This is a genomic window from Catenulispora sp. MAP12-49, assembly GCF_041262705.1.
GTDB lineage: Bacteria > Actinomycetota > Actinomycetes > Streptomycetales > Catenulisporaceae > Catenulispora.
The window spans coordinates 22,006-47,665 of sequence record NZ_JBGCCP010000040.1; the positions used below are offsets into that span (position 1 = coordinate 22,006).

The window sequence follows — 25,660 nt, forward strand, 5'->3', positions numbered from 1 at the left end:
ACGTTAGCAAATGACGAAGAGGGCCGCGATGCGTTCCGCAACTCCCGAAGACCTCCCGACCCTGCGCGAGCTGGCTTCAGCCGGCCTGATCCACGATCCCGACGCCGGCGCGGTCGTGGACCTGCTGTGGTCCTCGGCCGCCGAGGGATGCCGGATCGTCCTGGAGCATCCCGGCGACGGCAGCGGCGACAGCAGCGGCGACGGCGATACCGCCGCGGGGACCCGCGTGATCGGCTTCGCTCTGGGATCGCTGCGCCCGGCCCACGACGACATCCCCGCCACCGGCCACGTCAACCTGCTCGTCGTCGGCCCGCAGGACCGCGAACGCGGCCACGGCCGGGCCCTGCTGGCCGAACTGGAGCGCCGCCTGGCCGCCGCCGGCGCGACCCGCCTGCGCATCCGCGGCAACCCGCCGTACTTCGCCTGGCCCGGCATCGACGTCCGCTACACCCCGGCGGCGTGCCTGGCCACGGCCGCCGGCTACGAGCGCCTGCTGGACTGCAACAACATGCTGGTCGACCTGGCCGTGGCCGACCTGGACACCGAGCACGACGAGCGCCGCCTGGCGCAGGCCGGCATCGACATCGAGGTGCGGCGCGCGCGGCCCGAAGACGAGAAGGCGCTGTGCGCCTGGCTCGACGAGGAGTTCGGCGGCACCTGGGGCCAGGAGGCGGCGATGGCGCTGCGCGACGACCCGCCGAGGCTGCACGTGGCCGTCCGCGAGGGCGCCTTCCTGGGCTTCGCCGGGCACGGGATCCAGCGCGTGGCCATGTTCGGCCCGATGGGCACCGACGAGGCGGCCCGCGGCCTGGGCATCGGCGCCGTCCTGCTGCGCCGCTGCCTGGCCGACCAGCGCGACGCCGGGATCGCGGTCGCCGAGATCGGCTGGGTCGGGCCGGTGCGGTTCTACTCCAAGACGGTCGGGGCGACGCTCGGCCGGGTCTTTTGGGCCTTTGAGAAAACGCTTGAGAAAACTCTTGAGAAATCGGTGGCTTCTGAGAAGTCGGCCTCGGCATGAGCGCCACCACTGTCTCCGGGCTCGAGCAGGTCATCGTGGCCGGTACCCCGTTCGCCGGCCGGCGCGTCGGGCTGCTGACCCACCCGGCGGCGATCACCTCCGACGGCCGGCATGCGGCGCACGCGCTGCTGGAGGCGGGCTGCGACCTGCGTGCGCTGTTCGGCCCCGAGCACGGCGTGCTCGGTACCGCGCAGGCCGGGGAATCCGAGGCGTCGGCAACGGATTCCAGCACCGGCCTGCCGGTCCACGACACCTACGACCACAGCGTCGGCCACCTCACCGGCATGCTCGCCGAGTCCCGGATCGACGTGCTGGTCGTGGATCTGCAGAACTCCGGAGCCCGCTTCTTCACCTACGAGTCCAGCCTGTACGACGCGATGGCCGCCGCGGCGCCGATCGACGTGCCGGTGTGCGTGCTGGACCGGCCCAATCCGCTCGGCGGACGCCTGGTCGCGGGACCAGTACTGGAAAAGGAATACTCTTCGTTCGTCGGACGGGCCGCCATCCCGGTGCGGCACGGCCTGACGATGGGCGAGCTCGGCCGGCTGTTCGCCGCCGAGCTGGGTGTCGAGGCCCCGGAGGTAGTACGGCTGGGCGGTTGGGACCCCGCGAAGCTGTTCCCGGCCACGGGGCTGCCGTGGGTGCCGCCCTCGCCGAACCTGCCGACGCCCATCAGCGCCCTGATCTACCCCGGGACCTGCTTCCTGGAGGGGACGAACGTCTCGGTCGGCCGCGGCACCACCACGCCGTTCGAGCTCATCGGCGCACCCTGGCTGGACCGCACGTTCGCCGAGCGGCTGCGGGATGCGGCGCCGGCCGGGATCGCGGTGCGGGAGGCGTATGCGACCCCTGCGTTCGACCGGTACGCCGGTCAGCAGATCTGCGGCGCGCAGCTGCACGTCACCGATCCCGGCGCCGTCGATCCCCTGGCGGTGGGCGTCACGGTGCTGTGCGCGCTGCGCGACGGCTGGCTGGGCCGCTTGAGGTTCCGCGACAAGCACTTCGACCTGCTGGCCGGATCCGACGAGCTGCGCACGGCCCTGGGCAAGGGCGCCAGCGCCGAGGAGATCTTGGCGCAGTGGCGGGAGCCGGCCCGCCGGTTCGCCGAGGTGGAGCGGGAACCGTATCTGTTGTATCCGCGCGAGGGAGAGTGCTGATGTCCGAGCTCGACGTGTTGATCGCCCGCGTACTGCAGCCGGGCTTCGCGGGAACCTCGGTGCCGGACTGGGTACGGCGGCGGCTGGACGGCGGGCTCGGATCGGTCATCGTGTTCGCGGCGAACATCGAGTCGCCGACGCAGCTGCGGGCCCTGACCGACGAGGTGCGCGCAGCGAATCCGGACGCGTTCGTGGCTGTCGACGAGGAAGCCGGGGACATCACGCGGCTGGAGTTCGCCACCGGCTCCTCCTCTCCCGGGAACCTGGCCCTGGGGGCGATCGACGACGTGGCGGCGACCGAGGCGATGTCCCGCTCGGTCGGCACGCTGGTGCGCGAGGCGGGAATCGACCTGAACTACGCACCGGTCGCCGACGTGAACACCGAGCCTCGCAACCCGGTGATCGGCGCGCGCTCCTTCGGCTCGGACCCCGCGCTGGTCTCGCGGCACGTCGCCGCGGCGGTGCGTGGACTGCACGCGGCGGGGGTCGCGGCGTGCGCGAAACACTTCCCCGGCCACGGCGACACGGTCGTGGACTCGCACTACGGACTGCCGACGGTGACCGCGACGCTGGAGCAGCTGCGGCGGGACACGCTGCCGCCGTTCAGCGCGGCCGTGGAGGCCGGGGCGCGGGCGGTGATGGTCGCGCACCTGCTGATGCCGGAGTTCGACGCCGAGCACCCGGCCTCGGTGAGCCCGGCGGTGGTCGGCGGACTGCTGCGGGGCGAGCTCGGGTTCGACGGCCTCGCGGTCACCGACGGGATCGGGATGGCCGCGGTGCGGGAGCGGTACGGGCTCGCCGGGGCGGCGGTGCGCGCGCTGGTCGCGGGGATGGATCTGGTGTGTGTCGACAGCAACTCGACCGATGACGACCTCGCTGCGGTGACCGAGGCGATCGTCGCGGCGTTGCGGGACGGGACGCTGCCCGAGGCGCGGTTGGTGGAGGCTGCTGAGAAGGTGGCGGCTTTCGCTGGTTGGCGGCGGGAGGTGCGGGAGGCTTTCCCCAAAGAAGAAGGTGTACTTCCGCCTTTCGACGCGGGTTCGGCAGCGGCCCGTCGCGCGGTCAGGGTCTTGCGCGCGGAGGACGGCGCGTTGCCGCTGAAGGCCGCCCCGCACGTGATCGAGGTCGAACTCCCCCGCAGCCTCGCCACTCCCCTGGCCGACCTCCTGCCGGGCACGACCAGCTCCAAGCTCGCCGACACCGCCGAGGCTGCTGATCTCCCCGCCGACCGCCCGCTCGTCATCGTCGTACGAGGTATCCAGCGCTCCCCCGAAGACCTGGAGCGCGTAAGCCGCCTCATCCAGGAGCGCCCCGATACGATCGTGGTCGACCTCGGCGTCGCGCACACCGACCCCGGCGGCGCGGCCTGGGTGGCCGGCTACGGCATCTCGCGGGTCTGCGTGCAGGCCACGGCCGAGGTCCTCGCCGGCAGGCAGCGCCCGACTGGAGGGACCCGAGCATGACGGACAAAGCCCCATGACGAACACAGACCTGGATAACCAGACCTCGTACTGGGACGCCGTCTCGGCCACGAAGCGCTTCACCCACCCGCTGCACGCCAAGTGGACCGACCCCCTCAGCCGAGACGCCGCCGTCCTGGACTACGGCTGCGGATACGGCCGGACCATGGCGGAGCTGGCGCAGCACCGGTTCACCGACCTGACCGGCGTCGACAGCTCGGCGGGGATGATCGAGCAGGCCCGCGAGCAGCAGCCCGCGATGCGCTTCGAAGTCCTCGACGCCCCGCCGGCACTGCCGTTCGCCGACGCGAGCTACGACCTGGTGGTGCTGTTCGCGGTGCTGACCTGCATCCCCGGCGACGACGCACAGCGCCGCCTGATCGGCGAGCTGGAGCGGGTCCTCAAGCCCGGCGGAACGCTGTATGTCAGCGATCTGCTGCTGGGCGAGGACCCGCGCAGCGTCGAGCGCTACGAACGATTCGCCGCCACGCACGGCACGTACGGAATCTTCGAAACCAGCGACGGCGCGGTCTGCCGACACCACCACGCCGACCACTTCCCGCGCCTGCTGGCCGGCCTCGACGTCCAGGACACCCGCCGGATCCCCGTGGCCACGATGAACGGGAACGAGGCCGCGGGGATCCAGGTGCTGGCGCGCAAGGCTGCTCAGTCAGGTGCCGGACCGGAAGCTAAAGGATGATCGGCGCCGTCTCAACGATGACGTGCCCCCGTTTCCCGTCCTCCCAGCCGAAGTCGGCGACGTCGTGGGTGCCGTCGTCGGCATCGACGACCTCGATCCAGAAGCCGTTGTTGCCGCTGTAGAGCTGGCCACCGTTGACGCCGGTGGCCAGCGTGAGGATGGCATCCTCGACGAACTGGGTGCCGTCGGGCGGCTGCAGGGTGACCCGGAGGCCGTGCATGCGCATGTCTCGATCGTGCGGGTAGCAGGGGTGCGCCGGGAATCAGGTTCGGCCGTTCAGGCGACAGACGTATATGCGGCGTCCGCCGTGTTCGCCGTGTTGGCCCGAGGTCTAAGCGCTCCGCCCCGAAACCGCGAGCGCCTTCTCCAACGTCGTGGCGTCCTGGCCGATCGCCACCTCGGCGGCGAACCCGTCGTACTGCCGGTACATCTCCGCCGATGCCTCGACGGCCTTGGCGACGGTCGCGGCGATCTCGTCCGAGATCTCGTACGGCTGCCCGGTCGCGGTCGCCAGGTCCCAGCCGTGCAGGACCATCTCCATCAGGATCATCTCCGCGACCTGCGGCGCGGGCGTCTTGCCGCCGCCGGTGTCGATCTCGCTCTCCCACACCTCGGCCGGGGCCCAGGCGGCCAGGGCGCGGTCGAGCTGCGCTCGGTATGCCTCCGCATAGCCGGGCTCGGAGGCGAAGTCGCGCTCGGTCAGGTCGGGGCCGACCTGCTCGCTGCGGGCGCGTCGCTCGAAGGAGTACGCGGTCCAGAGGATCAGGTGGTTCAGGAGTTCCTTGACGTCCCACTCCGCGCACGGGGTCTTATCGGTGAACCGGCCGGCATCGGTGCCCGCGACGACGCGCGCGGCCTGGTCGGCGGCCTCGGTCAACTGCTCGTGAATGGTGCTCATGCCTTGACGCTACGGTCCGGCGTGCCGTGCGTCTTGAAGAAACGCGTCAGTGGCCGCCGCTACTCTGGCCTCATGCCAGATCCCCAGGTCAAGCCGGTGCAGGACGACAGCCGCGGCATCGTGAACCCGGCCGCGGCCGGTACCGTCTTCCGCCTGGACCGCTTCCCGCCGACCGGGGCGGCGGGGCGGTTCATCGACCGCTACTGGCTCTCGACGTGGCGCCTGCCGCCGGGGGTGCGCCACGAGCAGCAGGTGCTGGTCCATCCGGTGGTCAACGTGGTGTTCGAGGCGCACGGCGCGGTGGTGTCCGGCGTGGACACGGGACGGTTCGCGGTCACGCTGGAGGGCCGGGGGCGCGCGCTGGGCATCATGTTCCGCCCGGCGGCCTTCGCCCCGTTCTCCGACGGGCCGCTGAGCGCCCTCACCGACCAGACCGTCCCGCTGGCGCAGGTCCCGGCGCTGGCCGACCTCGAGGCGACGCTGGTGCCGCTGGTCGGCGACCTGGACGTGCCCGGCGAGCAGCTCGCCGCCACCGCCGACGCCGCGATCGCCGCCCGCGTCCCGGCCGAGCGGCAGGACTGCGAGACCACCACCGAGTGGGCCGAGCTGGCAGTCGGGGACCGGGAGCTGACCCGCGTGGAGGACCTGGCGCGCGCCGCGGGCGTCGGCATCCGCACGCTGCAGCGCGCGTTCACCGAGCACGTGGGCATCGGCCCGAAGTGGTTCCTGCGCCGCTACCGCTTGTACGAGGCCGGCGAGCGGATCGCGCACGACGAGCACGTCGACTGGTCGGTGCTGGCCGCCGATCTGGGCTACGCCGACCAGGCACACCTGACGCGCGACTTCACCGCCGCCTTCGGGCTGCCGCCGGCGCAGTACGCGGCGACGGCCCGGGATGGCAGGCGGTGAAACCGGAGTCTGGAATCTACGATCTGACCATGACTTCGCACGACCCTGTCACCAAAGACCTGCTCGAGACCTTCGAAGTGGTGCGCTCCAGGACGTTCGCGCGCCTGGAGGGACTCACGGACGCCGAATACCAGTGGCAGCCCGCCGCCGACTGCGTGACCGTGCGCCCCACCGAGGAGGGCGTCTTCCGCGCCGACTCGCGGCCGCCGGGCTCCGGGCCGTCCGACGCGCCGGAGCCGGTGTCCACGATCGCCTGGCGCATGTGGCACATCGGCGCGTTCTGCCTGCGCGGCTACGTGATCAACTTCTTCGAGCACGTACCGGACTTCGGCGACCGCTACGAGTGGCCGGGCATTGCGAACCTCGGCGTCCTGGCGATGGAGGAGGACTGGGCGCGCTTCGTCTCGCGCATCGAGGCCCTGGGCGATGAGCGGCTGCTGGCCCCGATGGGAAAGATCGCCGAGCCGACGGGCATGGCCGACGCCAGCTATCTGGCGCTGGCCCTGCACGCGCTGGACGAGGTCGCGCACCACGGCGGCGAGATCGGACTGATGCGGGACCTGTATCTGCGCCAGGGCGGCTGAGCTCGGCGGGGCGGCGGCGCTCGCCGACCTCGCCGACCTCGGCGGCCTCGGCGGCCTCGCCAACCTCGCCGACCGCCCCGGTTCGGCGGACCGGCCGCCCCGGTCCGCTACCGTCTGACCATGGAGATCTGGATCAACCCCCGCTGCTCGAAGTGCCGCATCGCCCAGGAGACCCTGGACGCCGCCGGCGCCGAGTACACCGTCCGCCGCTACCTCGACGACCCGCCGACCGCCGACGAGCTGCGCGACATCCTGGAGCGCCTCGGCCTGGAGCCGTGGGACATCGTGCGCGACGGCGAGCAGGTCGCCAAGGACCTCGGCGTGAAGCAGTGGGGCCGCGACAGCGACGCCGACCGCGAGCGCTGGATCGCGGCGATGGCCGAGCACCCGATCCTGATCCAGCGCCCGATCATCACCGCCGACGACGGCCATGCGGTGGTGGGCCGGTCCGATGAGGCTGTGCGGTCGGTGCTGCCGGGGGCTTAGAGGCTTGGCCTTCGGGTACGTCCGGTACAGGTGAGCTCCCACCGTGCGGTGCGACAACAGCAGCCGGCTGCCGATCTGCTTGTTGCTCAGGCCGGTCGCGGCCAGTTGGGCGATCTCCAGCTCCTGCGGCGTCAGCGCCTCGTTCGTGCCGAAGTCGCGGCGGATCCGGGGCGCCCCGATGGCACGCGGTTCGGCCGATGCCCGGGTCGCCCAGGAAGCGGCGCCGAGGCGATGGAAGGCCTCCAAGGCCTGCTCCAGGTGGCCGCGGGCGCGGGCGGCTTCGCGGGTGCGCCGTAGTCTTTCGCCGTACAGCAGGTGGATGCGGGCGGTCTCAAGCGGCCACGGGCCGGTGCCGGGTTCGGCCAGGGCCTGCTCGAACAGGACCTCTGCCTCGTCGTCCGGGGCGACCATCGCCGAGGCCGCCAGGACGAGCATGCGCAGGCGGGGTGAGATGCGGCCGACTCCGGCTTCCCGCAGTGCTCGGACGTGGCTCGCCGCCTCCCCCACGCGGCCGGTGCGGACGGCCGCCTCGACCAGATCCAGGGGCACCCATAACGCATAGCCCTGATACTTCTGCAGCCGGCCGGCCGGGCTGGTCTGCCACGCCTCGTGGAACGCGGTCTCGAAGTCGCCTTCGGCGATCGCCATCGACCCGGCCATGGCAGACGCGTTGTGGGACTACGCGTTGCCGTACCTGTCCGTCTGATCTGCGTCAGCGTCCTCAGCGTCCTCGGCGTCCTCGGCCACATCGGTCTGCACGCCGTGGCGCAGACCCAGCAGCGCGATCACGAACGCCAGGGCCATGATCCCGGCCATCGTGTAGAGCACCACCTCGATCGCGCTCGCGTAGTCGGCGCGCACGAAGTGCGGGATCGACGAGGACGAGCCGTTGCCGCTCTGGCTCGCCGACTGGGTGGCCAGGTGCGCGGCCTGGTCGGGTGGCACGCCCTGGCCGACGAAGGAGTCGGTCAGCTTGTCGCGCAGCACGGTCGTGAAGATCGTGCCGAGGATGGCGAAGCCGAGGCTGGAGCCGTAGTTGCGCAACGTCTGGGTGATGCCGGTGGCCTCGCCGTACTTGTGGCGCGACGCCCGGTTGAGCGCGTCGGTGTTGGACTGCCCGATCATCAGGCCCATGCCGGCGCCGGCCAGGATGATGCGCCAGACCAGGTCGCCCTCGTTCAGCGTCGTCACCTCGCTGGCCCACAGGTAGTAGCCGACGGCGGCGAGGGCGCAGCCGATCACGACCGGCCGCCTGGCCCCGGCCCGGTCCAGCATCGCCCCGCCGATCTGCGCGGCCACGACGAAGCCGATGAAGAAGTACAGCAGGTCGATGCTCGCCGACCCGGCGTTCTTGCCGAGCGAGGCCTCCGCGTAGACGCTGGCGAAGAAGAACGTCGGGATGAACGCGGCCATCACCACGGTCAGCAGGATGTTCTGCATCAGGAAGGTGTGGTTCCGGAACAAGTCCATGGACATCAGCGGCGAGGCGGTGCGGCGCTCCACCCGGACGAAGACCACGAGCAGCGCCGCGCCGAGCACCAGGCAGATCCAGATCCCGGGGCTGCGCCAGCCCCACACGCTCGCCTGTTGGAAGCCGAACACGCTCAGCCCGATGCCGCCGACGATCAGCGCGAGCCCACGGTAGTCCATCGGCGCGGGCCGGTGCTCGTCGGACGGCTTGGCGATCGCGGTCAGCACCAGCGCGACGATCGCGACCGGCACGTTCACCCAGAAGATGGCCCGCCAGGTCCACTCCGTGAGCCAGCCGCCGAGGATCGGGCCGATCGCGGTCAGGCCGCCGGCGGCGCCGAAGAACAACGCGAGCGCCCTACCGCGTTCGCGCATCGGGAAGGTGTCGACCACGATCGCCAGCGCGGCCGGGTACATCAGGGCGCCGCCGGCGCCCTGCAGCGCCCGGAACCCGATCAGCCAGGCCTGCGCGCCGCCGCCCTTGGGGGTGAGGCCGCACAGCGCGGACGCGCCGGCGAACAGCACCACGCCGAGCACCACCATCTTGCGGTGGCCGACCGTGTCCGCGAGCCGCCCGCCGAAGGCGAACAACGCGGCGAGCGCCAGCAGGTAGGAGTTGACCACCCACTGCAGGCCGGTGGTGGACAGCCCGAGCTCGGACTGGATCTTCGGCGCCGCGATCGAGACGATCGTCTGGTCGATGAAGGTCATCGCGACGGCACAGATCATCGCCGCGAGGATCAGCCGCGGTCTCGGCGCCGCCGCCGCGTCGGCCATGGACCAGCTCCCTTCCCGCCGAACGCGGCGACCGGCTTCCAGCATGTGGCGGGCCGTGCCGGGCCGCACCCAGGCTGATCCGAACCGGCGACGGGTTGTCGGGCGGATCGGGCGGACCGCCGCTGATCATGTCGTGCGGATCGCACGGGACGTGATCGCGGGCGTCTCAGGAGGTCAGGACACCCACGGCGCAGTCCGGTTGACCGAGTCCCAGAACTGGCAGTCGTGCTGCGTCGCGATCGAGCTTGCCGGGACGAGCGTGCTGTCCCCGCCCGCTTGCAGCGACATGACCGGGTTGCCGGGTACCGAGAACAGATCCCAGGGCGGCGTGCCGGGCACGGTCGGCACCCCAGTGCGCGCGAACCCGGTCCACTCGGACAGGACCTGTTCCTGAAGCGCGAGTTGGTTCGGATCCAGCGTCCCGGGCACGTCGTGGGCGAGCCGGTTGACGGCGCTGTGGTTGGCGCCGAGCGGCAGCGTCTGTCCTGGCGAATCCGCGTCGTCGTCCTCGTAGGCGTAGACCGGCACGGCTCTGGCCAGTTGCGCATAGCTTTCCAGGGACGGGCACACACTGAAAGCGTCGGCCATCACCGTTCGGTAGGCGATGAACGGGGATGGGGACGGGTAGTGCTGCACCGGATAGAGCCGCAGCACGGTGGAGGCCGACGGGCCGAACTGCTGACGCACCAGTTGCTCGTACTGCGCGGTCGTGTCGGCGACGACCGGGTGGCCGGGGGTGTTCGTGTAGACGCCGCCGTTGAACTCGTCGCGGCCGACCCCGATCATCACCTTGACCCGGTTGACCCGGCCGAGGGCGAACGCCTGGCTCGCCGACATCGGCAGCGTCGTGCCGTTGACGATCGGCCCGATCGCCCCGCCGCCGGTCGGATCGAGGCCCTGGCCGCCGTTCTCGACCAGGGTGTCGGCCGGCAGCGCCCGCAGGCACGCGGCGACGTCGGGGGCGTTGGGGACGTCGGGGGCACCAGGGGCGCCTCCGCAGCCGACCTTGGCCGCGAACTGCGCGCCGAGGCGCTGCCCCTGGGCCTCGTCCGGCAGCGCCGACTTGCAGTCCGCGGGCCACCAGATGGTGTTCACGGCGAAGTTGTAGTACCCGCTGATGCTGATGCCCCGTTGGAACAAGCCGTTCGCGGTCGGCGAGGCGATCTGGTCGCAGACGCTGGCCCCGCCCGCCGACTCGCCGAAGATCGTCACATTCCCCGGGTCACCGCCGAACCCCGCGATGTTGTCCTTGACCCAGCGCAGCGCCGCCTGCTGGTCCTGAAGCCCGAAGTCGCCGCTGTGCGGGCCCAACGCCTGGTCGGCCAGGAACCCCATGACCCCCAGCCGATACCCGGCATACACATAGATGGCCGGCCCGGCACCGACGAAGTTCGCCCCGTCATCATCACGGAATTCGCCGAGGAACCCGCCGCCGTGGATCTCGAACATCACCGGTAGCCGCTGCCCCGGCCGCGCACCCGCCGGCTCCTGGACTTCCAGGAACAGGCAGTTCTCACTCGTGCCGGGCTGCACCCCGCCCGGCGGATAGCTCGGCGCGAGACATCCCGGCCCACGCTGCGTGGCCTGATAGGTCGCCGTCCACGGATGTACCGGCTGCGGCGGCGTCCACCGCAGCTTCCCCAACGGAGGGGCCGCATACGGGATGTCAAGGTACGACGTCTGCCGCCCGGCGGTGACACCGCACACCGGACCGCTGCGTGTCGACACGAGGGTCCCCGCGGAACACGTCGGCGGCGAGGCCGACGGCTCGGCCCGACGCACAGCCGAATAGCCGAGACTGGGCACCACGGCCACCGCCGCCAATGCCACGGCGGCGACAACGCCGGCGACGTACCGTCGACGCCAAACAGTCCAAGCGCGCACGACGTGCTCCTCAGGACTCCAGGCCCGATCGTCACTGACGACACAGCGACCGTCGACAGTCTGTCACAGTCGATGCCTGATAAAGGGTCGACACGGGGCCACGCACGCCATGAACCGTACCGGTATCGCGCGGTACTCGTCGGTTTGACAGCGGGTCGAGCGACCGACCCTGACCTGCTGTCATAGCCATCGCCGTGGCGCGAACCCGGAGCGCTTCAGCTGGAATGGGCGGTCACCGGCAACGGCGACTACCTGTGCTGGCTGACCGCCGGCCGCCCCGACAGCTGGACGACCGTCGCCTGGAACCCCCGGGGCAGCTACTACGACGCCCACCCGGTCGGCGCGGTCGAGTTCCTGCACGGCTGGATCACCGGCCGCATCTCGACGACTGTGTTCGGGGATGCCGACGATCCAGACCCGTGGTTCGAGCCCTTCCGCGAGATCACCCAGGTCTCCATCAGATTGACCGAAGGCGACCTCCCGTATGAGGAGCGGCTGCGGATCCTCCACGCGGCCTTCGCACCCACCGCCGACCGCGGCGGCTACAACCGCGCTGGCCGCCGCCAGGACCATTTCGCGGCGACCGATCACGGCTGGCGATTCACCTCCGAGACGGCCTACGGCCACCAGCTCCGCGTCACGCTTCCGCGCGACGACGAGGATCGAGCCCGCCTCCTCGTGCTGGACGCCATCGATCGCATCGGCTGTCAGCCGACGAAGATGGTGGGAGGCGCTACGACCGACTGGGGAATCGGCTGAACGGCGTTGACGTCCGGTTCGGTCAGCCCGGCACACCGAACTCGGCGAAATACGGCATGCCGATCAAGACGCCGGCCACGACCTCACCAATGATCGTCGAACCGGCGGCGTCATTGTCGGCTGCCAGCGGCCCTGCGCTCGCGACAACCTCCTCGTCCGCTTCGTCCTCGTCCTCGTCGTCACCCTCGCCCTCGTCGTCGTCCGACTCCCGGCCGCGGACGTACTCTGCCGCCCAAGCGCTGGCCGTAATCCCATCAGCAGCGAAATGCACGTCCACCGTGACGGTGACCGCGCGACAGTTCGCAATGATGAACTCGAAGCCGTCTCGGTAGTGCACGGCCTCTGGCTGAGCCAGCCCCGCGCCCCACTGCGGTCCGATGGCCTCGTAAGACGTGATCGCACCCTTGGTCGCACGGTCGAGGTCTGTTACGTACTGCCGTATACGGAAATGCGCATCCCGAAGCGCAACAGCGAGAACGGTTGAATCGAGCACGGAGCGACGCTACAGCTCGCCTGTGACTGCTACGCGTCAGGGCGGCGCAATGTCCAGAATGGCGGGCGTCAGGCCCCCCGCCGCGCGACCGTCGTCCACCCCCGCGGCGGGGCGAGCAGCGCCCTGGCCAGCGGCTGCTTGCCGGTCAAGCGCACGGAACCGCGGTAGTCGCGCAGGATCGCCAGCGACAGCTCCTCCAGCGCGCGCGAGGCGAAGCCGTTGGCCGGGCACATCTGCTCGCCCTTGCTGAAGGGGAGGAACGCGGCGCGCTGGCCGGGGGTGGCATTCTGCCAGCGGTCGGGGTCGAACTCGTCGGGGGCGTCCCAGACCGCCGCGGAGCGGTGCAGGGCATGCAGATCGATCATGACGTGATCGCCGTGTCCGACGGGGCAGCCGGCGATCGTGTGCGGCCGTTCCACCTCGCGCGCCAGGCGCCAGGACGCCGGGTACAGCCGCAGTGTCTCCCGTATGAGCAGGCGTGCCTGGTCCTCGGTGAGGTCGGCGCTGTCCAGGCCGTTCTGGTAGGCCAGCAGGATCGCCCATTCCAGCGTGATCCCGGTGGATCCGATGGTCGCCAGGATCAGCCGTTGCAGGAGTTGGCCGCGTTCGGCGGGGCCGAGGTCGCCGTCCAGGCCGAGGACGACGTCGACGAGGTCGGCGGGTTCGCCGGTCGGCGCGGGCATCCCCCGGAGCATCTCAGCGAACTGAGCGCGCAACGCCATCTCGGTGCGGCGGGTACGCCACATCGGCCTGCCCACCACGGCGGAGGCGATGGTGGACGTGCGGACGTAGGTGTCGATGAGCTGCGTGAACTCGGCCGAGCGACCCGACGCGAGTACCGGGGCGAAGTGCGCCTGCACCGCACGCACTCCCCATCCCTGGTGCGCCAGCCGGCCCCGGCCGCCGCCGAGGTCGTCGATGAGCTCGTGCAGGTCGTAGTGCAGGTCGTAGTGCAGGTCGTAGTGCGGGGCGCAGGTCCGCTCGCCGGTTCGTCGGCCCAGGACGCCGAGGAGGCCCGCGGTGGCTTGCGCGTGCTGGTCCCGGGTGAGCCCCCGCTGCCCGATCCGGAGGATCGTCGCCTGCTTGACGTAGTTGTCCGCCGGCCCGAGCAGGACCTCGCGAGCGGCACCGGCGTCGGCGACCGCGAGCGTCCCGCCGGCCAGGCGGGCCATGCCGGCCTGGCTCGCGGCCGTCTCCTGACGCCAGCGTTGCATCTGCGGCCACAGGCCCCGTCGCTGCGCGGATAGCAGCATGCGTGGTCACCCACTCCTTCGCGACAAGGGCGGCGTGCCCGCCATGGCACGCCGCCCTCAGTTGTTCCGGTCTAGTTCGGGGTGGGGTACGTGTAGTGCCAGGCGAACTTGCGGGCACGGCGCTCGGCGCCACGCGCCCGCACCTTGGAGATGATTGCCGACATGTCAGGTTCCCTTCTTGTGAAGCGTTTCCGCTTATGGAGACCATAATGTGGCATGCTTTGAAATAGGCTGGAATTCCCTCTTCACGCCATCGACTGCCTGCGCAAACGGCGTTCAACCGTCGATTTCGTCGGTTGAACGCGAACGCACAGACCGTCCAGCGTCCGCCCACGTCGTACCGATGTACCGGATCACAGCCTCGACGTGGACACCGCAATGCGCCGGAAGCTCTTGGCACAGCTCAGCCAGCTCGCCGGCGGCCAGGAGTTGGGTCTGGAGGCGTCGCAGGACCTGGCGACCGCCCTCCGAGTAGCGCAGCGCGGGATCGCGCCGCAAGGCCTCCAACGCGGCGGCGGGATCGTGGGCCGCACCACGGTCTCCGGGGACCGGAGAAAGCCCGGCGAGCACCCTGCGACGCACGTCATGCGCCGTGCCGAGGGAGATCCCCGCCTCCCGCGCGATCGCCCGGACCGAGGTGTCGGGCTGCTCGGCCAGCAGCCGCGCCGCCGCCCGCCTGCCCTGCTCGGCGCTGACCGGCCGCGCACGTCCGTCGCCGCCGATCCGGACCCGCCCGGCCCGCGGCTCGCCGAGTGTCCGCCGTACCGCGGAGACGGTGTCCGCGGACAATCCCACGGCCCTGCCGATCTGGCGATCGGATCGCGTGGGGCTCGCGCGCAACATCCGTGCGGCGGCCGCACGGCGCTCGGTCAGGCTCGCCGTCCGGCCGAGCGCTCGCGCCGTGTCGTCGGTGCCGGTGTCGGTAAGCGCGTCGGCATGCTCCCCCACCTGAAGTCCCCCGTCTGCTCGAAACGAACTCGATCAAACCGGTCATCAGGATTTCAGCGCGCGCGGGACCTGTCGTTGGCGAGGCGTCTCCGTCTTCTTTACTCTGAGTCTCCTCCGTCGGGGGCAGCGGTCCGCCAGATCACCGATAGTCGTCCTCGTCGATCGCGACGACCCGCGCCTGCTCGACGGCGTCGGCCTCGTTCGCGACGTCGAGGTCGACGCGGGCCAGGACGTCGTCGCCCTGCGGGGCGAGATCCGTGTGCTGCTCTGCTGCGTCGGCCTCAGGCACCTCGGCGTCGAGCTCGACCGCGCCTGTGCCGTCTTCGTCGTAGGTGTCGGGATGCATCGGGTCGACCGGCATGGCAGCTCTCCCTCACTCCTCCTCGGCGTGCGGCAGCTTCGCCGAGATCAGGTCCATGACCGTGGAGTCGGCCAGGGTCGTGGTGTCGCCGATCGCCCGGTCCTCGGCGACGTCGCGGAGCAGGCGGCGCATGATCTTGCCGGAGCGGGTCTTGGGCAGCTCGGGGACCACGATGATCTGGCGCGGCTTGGCGATCGGGCCGATGGCCTTGCTGACGTGCTCGCGCAGCGTCTCGGCCAGTTCGGCGTGCTCCTCGTTGCCGCCGCGCAGGATGACGAAGGCGACGATGCGCTGGCCGGTGGTCTCGTCCTTGGCGCCGACCACGGCGGCCTCGGCCACGACCGGGTTGGAGACCAGTGCCGATTCGACCTCGGTGGTGGAGATGTTGTGGCCGGAGACGAGCATGATGTCGTCGACGCGGCCCAGCAGCCACAGGTCGCCGTCCTCGTCCTTCTTGGCCCCGTCGCCGGCGAAGTAGTAGCCCTGCTCGGCGAAGCGGGCCCAGTAGGTGTCGACGAAGCGCTGCGGGTCGCCCCAGATGCCGCGCAGCATCGAGGGCCAGGGCTTGTCCAGCACCAGGTACCCGCCGCCGCCGTTCGGGACCGGCGTGCCGCTCTTGTCCACGACGTTCGCCGAGATGCCCGGCAGCGGCCGCATCGCCGAGCCCGGCTTGGCCTCGGTGACGCCGGGCAGCGGGGAGATCATGATCGCCCCGGTCTCGGTCTGCCACCAGGTGTCCACCACCGGGGTCCGGCCGCCGCCGATGTTCTCCCGGTACCAGATCCAGGCCTCGGGGTTGATCGGCTCGCCGACCGAGCCCAGCAGGCGCAGGGAGCTCAGGTCGAACTTCGCCGGGAGCGCCGAGCCCCACTTCATGAAGGTCCTGATGGCCGTCGGCGCGGTGTACAGCAGGGAGACCTTGTACTTCTGGACGATCTCCCAGAAGCGGCCCTGGTGCGGGGTGTCGGGGGTGCCTTCGTACATCACCTGGGTGGCCCCGTTGGAGAGCGGGCCGTAGACGATGTAGGAGTGCCCGGTCACCCAGCCGACGTCGGCGGTGCACCAGTACACGTCGGTCTCCGGCTTCAGGTCGAACACCGCGTGGTGGGTGTACGACACCTGCGTCAGATAGCCGCCGGTGGTGTGCAGGATGCCCTTGGGCTTACCCGTGGTACCCGAGGTGTACAGGATGTACAGCGGGTGCTCGGAGTCGAAGCCCTCGGCGGTGTGCTCGGTGTACTGCCCGTCCACCAGTTCGTGCCACCACACGTCCCGGTCGTGGTCCCACGCCACGTCGTGGCCGGTGCGCTTGACGACCAGCACCTTCTCGATGGTCGGCGAGGCCGCGGCGGCCTCGTCGGCGTTGGCCTTGAGGTTCACCACCGAGCCGCGCCGGTGGTAGCCGTCGGCGGTGATCAGCAGCTTCGCGCCGGCGTCCTCGATGCGGCCGCGCAGGGCCTCCGGGGAGAACGCGGCGAAGCACACCGAGTGCACCGCGCCGATGCGGGCGCAGGCCAGCATCGCCACCGCGGTCTGCGGGATCATCGGCATGTAGATCGCGACCCGGTCCCCGGCGGTGACGCCGAGCTCGGTCAGGGCGTTGGCGGCCTTGCAGACCTCGTCCTTGAGCTGGGCGTAGGTCAGCGACACCGAGTCGCCGGGCTCGCCCTCGAAGTGGATGGCGACCCGGTCGCCGTGCCCGGCCTCGACGTGCCGGTCCACGCAGTTGTAGGCCGCGTTCAGCCGCCCGCCGACGAACCACTTCGCGAAGGGCCGTTCGGACCAATCCAGGACCTGCGTCCAGGGGTGCTCCCAGTGCAGCCGCCGGGCCTGGGCGGCCCAGAACCCCTCGCGGTCGGCCTCGGCCTCGGCGTAGGCGGCCGCGGTGACGTTGGCGTGGTCGGCCACGTCCTGCGGCGGGGCGAAGCGCCGGTTCTCCTTGAGCAGGTTCGAGAGTGTCTCTTGGTTGACGCTGTTCTCGCTCATGTCTCCCAACCCCAGTCGTCGCGGACGGAAGGGAACGAGGACCGCAAAAACTGCGGCCCTCGTTCCACGCTATTCCCCTCGGCTCATCGCGGCCAGGTCGGGAACAACTGCTTCTTGTGGGTCTCGTTGGCCACGGCCGCGAGCGAGGCGTACCAGGCCGCCAGCGCGGTGACGATGCCGACGAAGCCGCCGATCTTGGTGAAGCCGGCCGGGCCGGAGGTGGAGTTCTGCCAGGCGCCGATGGCCAGCAGCAGGAACGTCAGCGTCAGCAGCCCGAACACGGCCAGCACCGCGCCGTTGGTGCGCAGCGCCGCCACGGTCATGTAGCCGGTGAACAGGAACCAGGCGAACAGGTACAGCCCGATGGTCTTGTGGGCGTCCTCGCCGGAGCTCCAGTGCACGATCGCCCAGTAGCTCAGCCAGAACGCGCCGAAGGAGGAGAACGCGGTGGCCCCGAAGGTGTTGCCGCGCTTGAACTCCCACATGCCGGCCAGCAGCTGCGCGATGCCCCCGTAGAACAGGGCCAGGCCCAGGACGACGTCGCCGCCGCCCTTCTCGGAGATCATGTTGGTGTTGATGACGCTCAGGATGAACGTGGTCATCGCGAACCCGGCCAGGCCCAGCGGGGCCGGATCGGCGACGCCCGAGGACGGCGCGGGGGCGGGGGTGTTGGGGGTCTCACTCACGGCAGGTGCGTCCCTTCCCTAACTGACGGACGCCGCCGGCCCTCACCGGCCGCGTCCTTGTCACCGTAGGAAGCGAAACGGGCGGTGGACATGGCACGCGGGCGGCGAGGTGGACCATCGGTGGGTGGGATGCGGTGAACGGTTGCCGGGGTGCGGTGAGTGGGGCCCGTGGGGCGGTTGAGCGGTGTGCCGATTCGAACCAGTGGCGGTGAAGAGGCATTCGGCCCTGGTGAACAGCCAGCCTGCACCTGGTGAACAGCCAGCCGGCTCAGGTGAGCAGCCAGCGGGCTCAGTGGTGGCGGCCCTGCCGTCCGAGGCTCTGCTCGGGCGTCGCACCGGGCCGGCGCCACTGCGGCACCGGACGGCTGGTCGGCCCGGTATCGCCGTTCCCAGCAACGTCCGAGCGCCAGAACCAGGCCGGACGCTGCCCCTCGGGCCGCCCCTCCGGACCGTCCTGCCAGGCCTCGCCACGGCCGTACGGCGTCATGTCCAGCAGCGCGAATGTCCCGATGAACGCCTCGGTACCGCGGTCGGTACTCGAATAGGTGAGGAAGACCCGGTCGCCGTCACGCAGGTAACTGGCGATGGCCCCCATCTCGCCGCCGGCCGGCTCCTCGATGCCCCGCACGGAGTACCACGGCTGGGTGTACCCCATGAACTCCACGAACGGCGCCACCTCCTCCCACGCCCCGGTGGTGACTACGGCGAACGAGACCCCGCGGACGGTGAGGTAGTCGGCGTCCCTGATGTGCCAGGCCGAGAGCGTGCAGCCCTCGCACTGCCCCTGGTGCGGCGCGCCGTCCCACCACATGTGCTTGTAGACCAGCAGCTCGTCGCGGCCCTGGAACAAGTCCAGGAACGGGACCGGCCCGTCGGGCCCCACGACCTTGACGCCCCCGTCGAACTCCACCATCGGCAGCCGGCGCCGGGCCGCGGCGATGGCGTCGCCCTCGCGGGTGTGGGCCTTCTCGCGGACCAGGAGTTCGTCGCGGGCGGCCTGCCAGGCGGCCATGTCGACGATCGGCGGGGTGTTCGGCCGGGTGTTCGTCACGGTGTCCTCCACTGTTGCTCATACCGGGGCGACCTTTGGCGGCGGCCCCCTTCGTGGAGAAAGACGAACCGGTTGCCCGGAAATCGACGCCGCAGCCGCCGAGTCCTCCTACGCCGCCTACTCCTGCACCTCCGCCGCCGCCCGCCGCAGCTCCCCCAGCACCGTCCGCACCGCGCGGCGCGCCGAGGCCTCGGGCCGGTGCAGCACGTCGATGTGCCGGCGGGCGCGCACTCCAGCCAGCGGTCGCAGCACCACGCCAGGATGCGGACGCGTCGTCCAGCGCGGCAGCAGCGCGATCACGCCGCCGCCGGCCGCGACCAGTTCGGCGACGACGCTGAACTCGTTGACCCGGTGCACCAGCTCCGGACGCCGGCCCGCAGCGGTGCCGATCGCCTCGACCAGCGGTAGGACCGGGAAGCCGTCGTGGACCGTCACCCATGGCTCGGCCGCGACGTCGTCGGGCGTCAGGCGTCCCTTGGTGACCAGGCGGTGGCCGACGGGCAGGGCGATGTCCAGCGGCTCGTGCAGCAGCGGGGTGACGGTGACGGTTCGTGGCCAGGGCGGGGCGTGGTCGAAGCGGTGAGCCAGGACCAGGTCGTAGTCGCGGGTGAGCTTCGGGAACCGCTCTTGGGCCACGTCCTGGTCGGCCAGGGCCAGGCGCGGTGATCCGGGGCCGGCCAGCGCGCGCAACAGTTCGGGGAAGAACATCAGCGCCGCGCTGTGGAACGCCGCGACCGAGACCGTGCCGGCCGGCTCGGCCACGAACTCCTCCACCACCTGCCGGGCCCGGGCCAGCGCTGCCTCGACCTCGATCGCCGCGTCGGCGAGCGCCTGCCCGGCCGGAGTGAGGACCAGGCGGCGGCCGGAGCGCTCGGTCAGCGGGACCGGGACGGTGCGTTGCAGCAGACGCAGCTGCTGCGAGACCGCCGAGGGCGTGACCAGCAGCGCGTCGGCCACGGCCGCGACGCTGCCGAGCTCGCCGAGTTCGCGCAGGATCCGCAGCTGGCGTTCGTCCATGACAGGACAGTGTAGGGAAACTTCATGGTTGGTTGAGAATGACGTCCTCGACTACACCGATGGCACGCCCCGACGATGGCCGGGTGACCTCCCTGACCGCCGATCGCCCAGGCACCGGCCTGCCCGGTTCCGGCCGAACCGGTGCTGGCCGAACCGATCTGCCCAGCACCGGCCTGCCCGGCACCGACCGCCGCACCGACCTCGTCCTGCTCCTCGTCGCCTTCGTCTGGGGCTCCAGCTACCTGGCCGCGAAGTCGGCCGCCGCCGCGACATCGGTGCTGGCCGTGCTATTCGCCCGCTACGCGCTGTCGGCCGCTTCCGGCTCCGCGCTGCTGGCCGCGCGCGGCCGACTGCGCCCGAGCCGCGCGGAACTGCGCGTCGGCGCGATCCTCGGCGTGACCCAAGCCAGTGTCCTGATCATCGAGACCTACGGCGTGGCGCACACCTCCGCCGCCAACGCCGGCCTCATCATCAGCCTGACGATCATCCTCACGCCGTTGCTCGATCGGCGCGGCGCGGCCCTGCCTGGCCGCTACTTCGCTGCGTCGGGGGTGTGCGTGGTCGCCGTCGGGCTGCTGATGAGCGGCAGCGGCGGACTGCACACACCCAGCGCCGGGGACCTGCTGATGCTGGCCGCCGCCGTAGTACGGGCCGCACACGTCGCGCTCGTCGGCCGGCTCACCGCGGGCAGCGACATCAGGCCTCTGAGTCTGACCGTCGTCCAGACCTACGTCGGCACCGCATTGTTCGCCCTACCGGCCGCCGCGGACCTGCCGAGGCTGACACACGCGAGCGCGAGCGCCTGGGCCGAGCTGGTCTACCTGGCCCTGTTCTGCAGCGTGTTCGCGTTCGTGGCGCAGACCTGGGCCGTGCGCCGCACCTCGGCCAGCCGCGCCAGCCTGCTGCTGGGGACCGAGCCGGTCTGGGCCGTCGCGGCCGGAGTGGCACTCGGCGGCGAACACCTCGCGGCGCCAGCCGTCGCCGGAGCCGTGCTGATGCTCGGCGGGACGTACTGGGGCCAGGCGATCGAGCGTGCGCACCGGGCACGCTCGACCGGCCGCTTCGCAGCACCACCGCCGCCGGACCCGATTCCCGTCACCCCCGTCAGCCCCGCATAGTCGACAGGGACGCGGCGGTCAGCTCCACCGGGTGCGCACTCACCGGCATCAGGCATTCCTGCGCACTGCACGCGGCATAGCTGACCAGCACCTTGGCATCGCCGTGGGCGTCCACATCCACCGGCAGCTCGGTGGTCACCGGACCGTCGGGATACACCGGGAAGCTCACATCAGTACCCTGCATCGGCAGCATCCGCACCGGCGACTCGGCGGTCAGCGGTCCAAGGCTGCGCAGGGCGCCGGCGACCTCCACGAGCGTGGGCCGGCCCAGGCCCTGGATGCCGTCGGCGGGCAGTCCGACGCTGTACAGGTGGAAGCCGGGGCGCTGCGGGGTGAAGGTCGTCAGCAGCTTGCTGCCGTCGCCGGACAGGTGCATCGCGACGCTGACGCCCTGGTCGGTGAAGCCGACGTCGGGGACGTGCCGGTGCACCGTGGTGGCGAAGGCGAGCGCGGCGAGCACCGGGACGCCGGACAGTGCCGCGACGGTGAGGACGTTGGAGGACTTCACCGGACCCACTGCCCCAGCCACGCCGCCAGTTCCGCCTCGGTGTACTTCGGCTGGCCGTTGCGCGCGGAGTCGGCGCGCACGGAGCCGTCGGGGTTCAGCACCACCAGCAGCGGCATGCCGAAGGTGCCCATCGGGTCGTACTGCGTGGCCAGCGCGAGGTGCTGCGGGTCGGCGTTGCCGAGGTCGATGTGCACCACGTGGTAGGACTGCGCCAGGACGGCCTGGGCCTTCGGCGTGTGCATCGCCCGCTCCAGCGCCCGGCACGCGGTGCACCAGTTGGCGCCGAAGTCGAGCAGCACGGCCTTGCCGTCCATGTGCGCGGCGGCGACGGCATCCACGATCTGCCCCATCACCGAGGCGCTCGGGTCGTAGGCGGGGCTGTCGGCGATCGGCGGCGGAGGGGCCGGGTGCGGTGCGGCGGGCACCGGCGCCGAGGCAGCCCCTGCCGAACGGCGCGCGGCGGCGGTACGCGGCTTCGCAGGCTGCGGGGCGACATCGGTGGTGCCGGACGGGATGAGCACCGGCACCGCGACACCGGAGCCGGGGGCGTGCGGCAACGCCTGGCCCTGCTGCGTGCCGGACGCCGCGGGCACAGCCGGGGCGGCGTGCACCTTCTCAGCCCGCACGGCGGCCTGCGAGACCGGCACCCCCGGCACACCCGCGACACCCGGCGCGCCTGGCGCACTGAGCGGCTGCGCCGCGCCGGCAGGCTCCCGGTGCTGGTCCGGAGACGAACACGCGGCCAGCCCGAAGGCGGCGGACGCCACGGCGACCATTGACACGCACTTGCGCACGACTACTCCCGATTCCGTATTGGATGCCCGGAATCTAGCGGCCGGTGCACGCCACGCCGGTGAACCGCAAGCGTGGCGCGCGCTTTTTCACCCTGCGGGTGCGGGGAGCCTCTGGCGTGTGTCGGCGACGAAGGCGAGGACCTGGGCCAGGCGTCGGCGGCGGCCAGGGCGTTGGAGCCCTGCGTCCCGCCGTGCCTGCCGGGATTGATCGTGATGTAGAGCGGGCTCCCCACCATCGAATGCCCGGCGGCGGGATAGTAGAGGTAGCGGTGCGCAGGCGCGCCGGGCACGGCATCCAGTTGCCGCATGACGTCGGTCATGGGTCGAGGGAGCTCCGGAGGCGTCGGCGACGTCGTACGTCCCCTCCTGCGGCACCGACCGCGCCAGGTCGACCGAGCCGGAGGCCCCGGCGGTCAGTAGCCGCGCGGTGGTGCCACGTATTCGGCGCACGCGCTCAGCATCGCAAACCGCGGACGCCTCCGAAAGGGCGTTCGCCCCGGCTCCGGCCGGTCCAGCCGCCGAGCAGTCCCGCAGCCCACCAGTCCGGCAGCCCACCGCTCCCGCAGCCCACCAGTCCAGCGAGCGCAACGCCGCGTCAGCGGGCAGAGTAGCTACCATGCCCGAACTGCCGGAGGTCCAGGCGCTGGCCGCGTTCCTGGACGAACACCTCGCCGGACACGCGGTGGCCGCGGCCACGCCGGTCGCCGTCCAGGCCCTCAAGACCTACGACCCGCCCCTGTCGGCCCTGGAGGGCCAGGTGGTCAGCGGGGTGACGCGGCATGGGAAGTTCCTCGACTTCAGCGTCGGCGAGATCCACCTGGTGCTGCATCTGGCGCGCGCCGGCTGGGTGCGCTGGCAGGAGCAGCTGCCGACGGCGCCGCCTCGGCCGGGCAAGGGGCCGCTGGCGTTGCGGATCCGTATGGAGGAGCCGGCCGGCAGCGGCATCGACGTGACCGAGTACGGGACGAAGAAGGGGCTGGCGGTCTACGTCGTGCGCGATCCGGCCGAGGTGCCGGGGATCGCGCGCCTGGGCATCGATCCGCTGTCCGAGGCGTTCACCGCCGAGGTGCTGGCCGGGCTGTTGGACGGCGAGCGCCGGCAGATCAAGGGCGTGCTGCGCGACCAGAGTGTGCTGGCCGGGATCGGCAACGCCTACTCCGACGAGATCCTGCACGCCGCCCGCATGTCCCCGTTCAAGCTGGCGGCCAAGCTGACCCCCGAGGAAGTGGCCGGCCTGTACCAGGTGACCATCAATACCCTGACGGATGCCGTCGAGCGCTCCCGCGGGCTGCCGATGAAGGATCTGAAGTCGGAGAAGAAGTCGGGGCTGCGGGTGCACGGCCGCACCGGGGAGAAATGCCCGGTGTGCGGCGACACGATCCGCGAGGTGTCCTTCGCCGACTCCTCGCTGCAGTACTGCCCGACGTGCCAGACCGGCGGAAAACCGTTGGCTGATCGGCGAATGTCGCGTTTGCTGAAGTAGCGTCCTGCTACATTCTCTTCCCAGCCGAAGAGATAGGGGCGGGGCGTGGACGAGACCATGGCGAGGCTGGGGGAAGACCCGTTGTCTCCGGGCTGGGAGCCACCGCGGATCGACACGACCAAGGCCCACCCCGCGCGCATCTACGACTGCCTGCTCGGCGGCAAGGACCACTTCGAGGTCGACCGCCAGGCGGCCGAGGTCGTCATCAAGGCCCTGCCGGGCGCCGAGGACATGGTCCGGGAGAACCGCGCCTTCCTGGGACGCGCGGTCCGCCACCTCACCGAGGCCGGGATCACGCAGTTCCTGGACATCGGCACCGGCATCCCCGGCCCCGGCAACACCGGCGCCGTGGCCCGGTCGGTCTATCCCGAGGCCCGGGTCGTCTACGTCGACTACGACCCGGTGGTCGCCGTCCACTCCCGCGCCCTGCTGGCCGGCGCCGATCCCGCGCTGACCGCGATCGTGGTGGCCGACGTGCGCGATCCGGCCTCCATCCTGGACAACGCGGCCGTGCGCGAGGTGCTCGACTTCGACCGGCCGATCGCCGTCCTGATGGTGGCGCTGCTGCACTTCATCAAGCCCGAGGAGGACGCGCCCGGCATCGTCGCGGCCTTCCGCGACGCCCTGCCGCCCGGCAGCGCGGTGGTGATCTCGCACGGCACCGACGGCGGCGACCCGCAGACCTCCGCCGAGGCCCGCAAGGGCTGGGACAACGCCACATCCCAGTTCACCGTCCGGGACCGCGAGGACATCACCGCCCTGTTCGACGGTCTGGACCTGGTCGAGCCCGGCGTGGTGAACGTCCCGCTGTGGCGGCCGGAGGGACCGGCGCGCGAGGACTGGGCCGCCATCTGGTTCGACGGCGGGGTCGGGTTCAAGCGGTAGGACGGGCATCGGCGCCTGCGCTCTCGGGCGTGGGTTTGGCTGTCAGCCTCCGTTTCGACCGCGCAGCGTCAGGTAGGCACAGCGCATGTGGATCGCCTTGTCGAGCTCTGCCAGGGTCCGGTCGAAGAACTCGCGCCGGTAGACCGCGTCCGTCAGGGCCGTGATCGCGAAGTACAGGGCGCTCAGGCCTGCCAACAGGACCGCCACATGCAGCAGTTCGCTGCTGACGCCCGGGACGCGCACGCCCCACAGGTGCGCGTCCGGCGGCACGTGGCCGAACCAGTCCTTGAGCACCGGCGGCCGGATCGCGATGGCGCCGAAGACCACGTAGAAGAAGAACACCATCCAGCTGAGCAGGCTGATCTGGATGGTCTGGGTGAGCAGCAGATACATGAACATGTTGCGGCGCTGTCCCAGGCCCAGGGCCGGATCGGTGGCCAGGTCCGGTTCGGCCTCGGCCAGCGGGGCCAGCGGGGTCGCGGCGCAGCTGGCGCGTATGCGGTCCGGGGTGCAGGCGCGGGGCAGCGTGCCGGTCTCCTCCGGCAGCCGCGCGACCAGGAAGGCCTGGATCAGCACCACGAAGAAGGCGGCCGTCACCCACAGCCAGCCGGTGGTCAGGGCCGCGGCGATGCGCCAGAAATCGCCGCTGAAGAAGATGACCATGCCGAACAGCGCGAGCAGCGGCAGCGCACGGACCGCCAGGTGCCCGACCTCGCGCACCTCGGCGAACACCCGGCGCACCGTCCAGTAGCCGAGCATGGCGCCCAGCCGCGCCAACCGGATCAGGGCCGCGAAGGGGCGCAGGAAGGCAGGCAGGGACGCGACCGTGTAGCGGTCCTCGACGAAGTGCGGCACGCCGTGCCGGACGAACCAGTGCTCCACCTCCGCCAGTGCCGCTTCGGCCGAAGCTGGAGCAGTGGAACCGGATTCGACTGATTCGGCAGCGGGGCCCGTGCTTGTCATCAGGGTTCGATC

26 protein-coding genes and 1 pseudogene are annotated in these 25,660 nt (G+C 71.2%); 11 read left to right on the forward strand and 16 right to left on the reverse strand.

What is annotated here, in order from left to right:
* Positions 1-28 precede the first annotated feature (28 nt).
* Genes ABIA35_RS41770 through ABIA35_RS41785 form a run of 4 tightly spaced genes read left to right on the forward strand, consistent with a single transcriptional unit; the run spans position 29 to position 4,335 of the window.
* Positions 29-1,018 carry a GNAT family N-acetyltransferase gene (locus ABIA35_RS41770; protein WP_370361635.1) on the forward strand — a complete coding sequence of 330 codons (990 nt, stop codon included), beginning with the start codon at positions 29-31 and terminating at the stop codon, positions 1,016-1,018.
* On the forward strand, positions 1,015-2,175 hold the full coding sequence (locus ABIA35_RS41775) for an exo-beta-N-acetylmuramidase NamZ domain-containing protein (RefSeq protein ID WP_370361636.1): 1,161 nt from the start codon (positions 1,015-1,017) through the stop codon (positions 2,173-2,175). Before ABIA35_RS41770 ends, ABIA35_RS41775 begins: the two co-directional genes overlap by 4 nt.
* A complete protein-coding gene (locus ABIA35_RS41780) occupies positions 2,175-3,638 on the forward strand; it encodes a glycoside hydrolase family 3 protein (RefSeq protein ID WP_370361637.1) in 1,464 nt (487 codons plus the stop codon). The genes ABIA35_RS41775 and ABIA35_RS41780 overlap by 1 nt, the downstream gene beginning before the upstream one ends.
* 13 nt (positions 3,639-3,651) lie before the next feature.
* A complete protein-coding gene (locus tag ABIA35_RS41785; protein ID WP_370361638.1) occupies positions 3,652-4,335 on the forward strand; it encodes a class I SAM-dependent methyltransferase in 684 nt (227 codons plus the stop codon).
* Here the strand turns inward: ABIA35_RS41785 and ABIA35_RS41790 are convergent.
* Positions 4,325-4,561: a hypothetical protein gene (locus ABIA35_RS41790; protein ID WP_370361639.1), complete on the reverse strand. Its 237-nt coding sequence runs from the start codon at positions 4,559-4,561 to the stop codon at positions 4,325-4,327. The genes ABIA35_RS41785 and ABIA35_RS41790 overlap by 11 nt on opposite strands.
* Positions 4,562-4,666: 105 nt before the next feature.
* The gene (locus ABIA35_RS41795; protein ID WP_370361640.1) at positions 4,667-5,233 is read right to left on the reverse strand and encodes a TIGR03086 family metal-binding protein; all 567 of its coding nucleotides are present in this window, start codon (positions 5,231-5,233) and stop codon (positions 4,667-4,669) included.
* A 72-nt stretch (positions 5,234-5,305) separates the two neighbouring features.
* On the opposite strand from ABIA35_RS41795, the gene ABIA35_RS41800 reads away from it, so the two are divergent.
* The 3 genes from ABIA35_RS41800 (at position 5,306) to ABIA35_RS41810 (ending at position 7,212) form a co-directional block, all read left to right on the forward strand.
* Entirely contained in the window at positions 5,306-6,142 is an 837-nt protein-coding gene (locus ABIA35_RS41800; RefSeq protein ID WP_370361641.1) for a helix-turn-helix domain-containing protein, read from the forward strand.
* A 29-nt stretch (positions 6,143-6,171) separates the two neighbouring features.
* A complete protein-coding gene (locus ABIA35_RS41805; protein WP_370361642.1) occupies positions 6,172-6,726 on the forward strand; it encodes a DinB family protein in 555 nt (184 codons plus the stop codon).
* Between the two features lie 120 nt (positions 6,727-6,846).
* Positions 6,847-7,212 carry an arsenate reductase family protein gene (locus ABIA35_RS41810; protein ID WP_370361644.1) on the forward strand — a complete coding sequence of 122 codons (366 nt, stop codon included), beginning with the start codon at positions 6,847-6,849 and terminating at the stop codon, positions 7,210-7,212.
* A 21-nt stretch (positions 7,213-7,233) separates the two neighbouring features.
* Here ABIA35_RS41810 and ABIA35_RS41815 read toward each other — a convergent pair.
* The 3 genes and pseudogenes from ABIA35_RS41815 to ABIA35_RS41825 all read right to left on the reverse strand — a co-directional run.
* A pseudogene (locus tag ABIA35_RS41815) lies at positions 7,234-7,872 on the reverse strand (response regulator transcription factor); the annotation flags it as partial.
* An 18-nt stretch (positions 7,873-7,890) separates the two neighbouring features.
* Positions 7,891-9,459, reverse strand: coding sequence for an MFS transporter (locus ABIA35_RS41820; RefSeq protein WP_370361645.1), 1,569 nt, complete (start codon positions 9,457-9,459; stop codon positions 7,891-7,893).
* A 174-nt stretch (positions 9,460-9,633) separates the two neighbouring features.
* On the reverse strand, positions 9,634-11,343 hold the full coding sequence (locus ABIA35_RS41825; RefSeq protein ID WP_370361646.1) for a carboxylesterase/lipase family protein: 1,710 nt from the start codon (positions 11,341-11,343) through the stop codon (positions 9,634-9,636).
* 390 nt (positions 11,344-11,733) lie between these two features.
* Here ABIA35_RS41825 and ABIA35_RS41830 point away from each other — a divergent pair, with 390 nt between their 5' ends.
* A complete protein-coding gene (locus tag ABIA35_RS41830) occupies positions 11,734-12,102 on the forward strand; it encodes a hypothetical protein (RefSeq protein ID WP_370361647.1) in 369 nt (122 codons plus the stop codon).
* A 22-nt stretch (positions 12,103-12,124) separates the two neighbouring features.
* Here the strand turns inward: ABIA35_RS41830 and ABIA35_RS41835 are convergent, their stop codons facing one another.
* From ABIA35_RS41835 to ABIA35_RS41870, 8 genes are all read right to left on the reverse strand, one after another.
* Entirely contained in the window at positions 12,125-12,595 is a 471-nt protein-coding gene (locus ABIA35_RS41835; RefSeq protein ID WP_370361648.1) for a hypothetical protein, read from the reverse strand.
* A gap of 68 nt (positions 12,596-12,663) precedes the next feature.
* Positions 12,664-13,848 carry a cytochrome P450 gene (locus ABIA35_RS41840; protein WP_370361649.1) on the reverse strand — a complete coding sequence of 395 codons (1,185 nt, stop codon included), beginning with the start codon at positions 13,846-13,848 and terminating at the stop codon, positions 12,664-12,666.
* 276 nt (positions 13,849-14,124) lie between these two features.
* The gene (locus tag ABIA35_RS41845) at positions 14,125-14,796 is read right to left on the reverse strand and encodes a hypothetical protein (RefSeq protein ID WP_370361650.1); all 672 of its coding nucleotides are present in this window, start codon (positions 14,794-14,796) and stop codon (positions 14,125-14,127) included.
* Between the two features lie 139 nt (positions 14,797-14,935).
* Positions 14,936-15,157: a hypothetical protein gene (locus tag ABIA35_RS41850; protein WP_370361651.1), complete on the reverse strand. Its 222-nt coding sequence runs from the start codon at positions 15,155-15,157 to the stop codon at positions 14,936-14,938.
* Between the two features lie 12 nt (positions 15,158-15,169).
* Entirely contained in the window at positions 15,170-17,143 is a 1,974-nt protein-coding gene (acs, locus tag ABIA35_RS41855) for an acetate--CoA ligase (RefSeq protein WP_370361652.1), read from the reverse strand.
* An 83-nt stretch (positions 17,144-17,226) separates the two neighbouring features.
* On the reverse strand, positions 17,227-17,829 hold the full coding sequence (locus ABIA35_RS41860; protein WP_370361653.1) for an acetate uptake transporter: 603 nt from the start codon (positions 17,827-17,829) through the stop codon (positions 17,227-17,229).
* Between the two features lie 289 nt (positions 17,830-18,118).
* Entirely contained in the window at positions 18,119-18,841 is a 723-nt protein-coding gene (locus tag ABIA35_RS41865) for a DUF899 family protein (RefSeq protein WP_370361704.1), read from the reverse strand.
* A gap of 156 nt (positions 18,842-18,997) precedes the next feature.
* Positions 18,998-19,897 carry a LysR family transcriptional regulator gene (locus ABIA35_RS41870; RefSeq protein WP_370361654.1) on the reverse strand — a complete coding sequence of 300 codons (900 nt, stop codon included), beginning with the start codon at positions 19,895-19,897 and terminating at the stop codon, positions 18,998-19,000.
* A gap of 38 nt (positions 19,898-19,935) precedes the next feature.
* Between ABIA35_RS41870 and ABIA35_RS41875 the strand changes: the two genes are divergently transcribed.
* Positions 19,936-21,015: a DMT family transporter gene (locus tag ABIA35_RS41875; RefSeq protein WP_370361655.1), complete on the forward strand. Its 1,080-nt coding sequence runs from the start codon at positions 19,936-19,938 to the stop codon at positions 21,013-21,015.
* Here ABIA35_RS41875 and ABIA35_RS41880 read toward each other — a convergent pair.
* Entirely contained in the window at positions 21,002-21,544 is a 543-nt protein-coding gene (locus tag ABIA35_RS41880; RefSeq protein ID WP_370361657.1) for a hypothetical protein, read from the reverse strand. The two genes, ABIA35_RS41875 and ABIA35_RS41880, sit on opposite strands and share 14 nt — an antisense overlap.
* Positions 21,520-22,290 carry a thioredoxin family protein gene (locus ABIA35_RS41885; RefSeq protein ID WP_370361658.1) on the reverse strand — a complete coding sequence of 257 codons (771 nt, stop codon included), beginning with the start codon at positions 22,288-22,290 and terminating at the stop codon, positions 21,520-21,522. The genes ABIA35_RS41880 and ABIA35_RS41885 overlap by 25 nt, the downstream gene beginning before the upstream one ends.
* 643 nt (positions 22,291-22,933) lie before the next feature.
* Between ABIA35_RS41885 and ABIA35_RS41890 the strand changes: the two genes are divergently transcribed.
* Positions 22,934-23,800, forward strand: coding sequence for an Fpg/Nei family DNA glycosylase (locus ABIA35_RS41890; RefSeq protein WP_370361659.1), 867 nt, complete (start codon positions 22,934-22,936; stop codon positions 23,798-23,800).
* A 45-nt stretch (positions 23,801-23,845) separates the two neighbouring features.
* Positions 23,846-24,685: an SAM-dependent methyltransferase gene (locus tag ABIA35_RS41895; RefSeq protein WP_370361660.1), complete on the forward strand. Its 840-nt coding sequence runs from the start codon at positions 23,846-23,848 to the stop codon at positions 24,683-24,685.
* Positions 24,686-24,727: 42 nt separating this feature from the next.
* Here ABIA35_RS41895 and ABIA35_RS41900 read toward each other — a convergent pair whose 3' ends face one another.
* Positions 24,728-25,648, reverse strand: a complete 921-nt coding sequence (locus ABIA35_RS41900; RefSeq protein WP_370361661.1) for a hypothetical protein — start codon at positions 25,646-25,648, stop codon at positions 24,728-24,730.
* Positions 25,649-25,660 lie beyond the last annotated feature (12 nt).

Excerpts from the sequence above, each read along its gene's own strand:
- ABIA35_RS41770 (WP_370361635.1), top strand. The coding sequence starts at position 29 with ATGCGTTCCGCAACTCCCGAAGACCTCCCGACCCTGCGCGAGCTGGCT.
- ABIA35_RS41775 (WP_370361636.1), top strand. The coding sequence starts at position 1,015 with ATGAGCGCCACCACTGTCTCCGGGCTCGAGCAGGTCATCGTGGCCGGT.
- ABIA35_RS41780 (WP_370361637.1), top strand. The coding sequence starts at position 2,175 with ATGTCCGAGCTCGACGTGTTGATCGCCCGCGTACTGCAGCCGGGCTTC.
- ABIA35_RS41785 (WP_370361638.1), top strand. The coding sequence starts at position 3,652 with ATGACGAACACAGACCTGGATAACCAGACCTCGTACTGGGACGCCGTC.
- ABIA35_RS41790 (WP_370361639.1), bottom strand. The coding sequence starts at position 4,561 with ATGCGCATGCACGGCCTCCGGGTCACCCTGCAGCCGCCCGACGGCACC.
- ABIA35_RS41795 (WP_370361640.1), bottom strand. The coding sequence starts at position 5,233 with ATGAGCACCATTCACGAGCAGTTGACCGAGGCCGCCGACCAGGCCGCG.
- ABIA35_RS41800 (WP_370361641.1), top strand. The coding sequence starts at position 5,306 with ATGCCAGATCCCCAGGTCAAGCCGGTGCAGGACGACAGCCGCGGCATC.
- ABIA35_RS41805 (WP_370361642.1), top strand. The coding sequence starts at position 6,172 with ATGACTTCGCACGACCCTGTCACCAAAGACCTGCTCGAGACCTTCGAA.
- ABIA35_RS41810 (WP_370361644.1), top strand. The coding sequence starts at position 6,847 with ATGGAGATCTGGATCAACCCCCGCTGCTCGAAGTGCCGCATCGCCCAG.
- ABIA35_RS41820 (WP_370361645.1), bottom strand. The coding sequence starts at position 9,459 with ATGGCCGACGCGGCGGCGGCGCCGAGACCGCGGCTGATCCTCGCGGCG.
- ABIA35_RS41840 (WP_370361649.1), bottom strand. The coding sequence starts at position 13,848 with ATGCTGCTATCCGCGCAGCGACGGGGCCTGTGGCCGCAGATGCAACGC.
- ABIA35_RS41850 (WP_370361651.1), bottom strand. The coding sequence starts at position 15,157 with ATGCCGGTCGACCCGATGCATCCCGACACCTACGACGAAGACGGCACA.
- acs (WP_370361652.1), bottom strand. The coding sequence starts at position 17,143 with ATGAGCGAGAACAGCGTCAACCAAGAGACACTCTCGAACCTGCTCAAG.
- ABIA35_RS41865 (WP_370361704.1), bottom strand. The coding sequence starts at position 18,841 with ATGGCCGCCTGGCAGGCCGCCCGCGACGAACTCCTGGTCCGCGAGAAG.
- ABIA35_RS41870 (WP_370361654.1), bottom strand. The coding sequence starts at position 19,897 with ATGGACGAACGCCAGCTGCGGATCCTGCGCGAACTCGGCGAGCTCGGC.
- ABIA35_RS41875 (WP_370361655.1), top strand. The coding sequence starts at position 19,936 with ATGACGTCCTCGACTACACCGATGGCACGCCCCGACGATGGCCGGGTG.
- ABIA35_RS41890 (WP_370361659.1), top strand. The coding sequence starts at position 22,934 with ATGCCCGAACTGCCGGAGGTCCAGGCGCTGGCCGCGTTCCTGGACGAA.
- ABIA35_RS41900 (WP_370361661.1), bottom strand. The coding sequence starts at position 25,648 with ATGACAAGCACGGGCCCCGCTGCCGAATCAGTCGAATCCGGTTCCACT.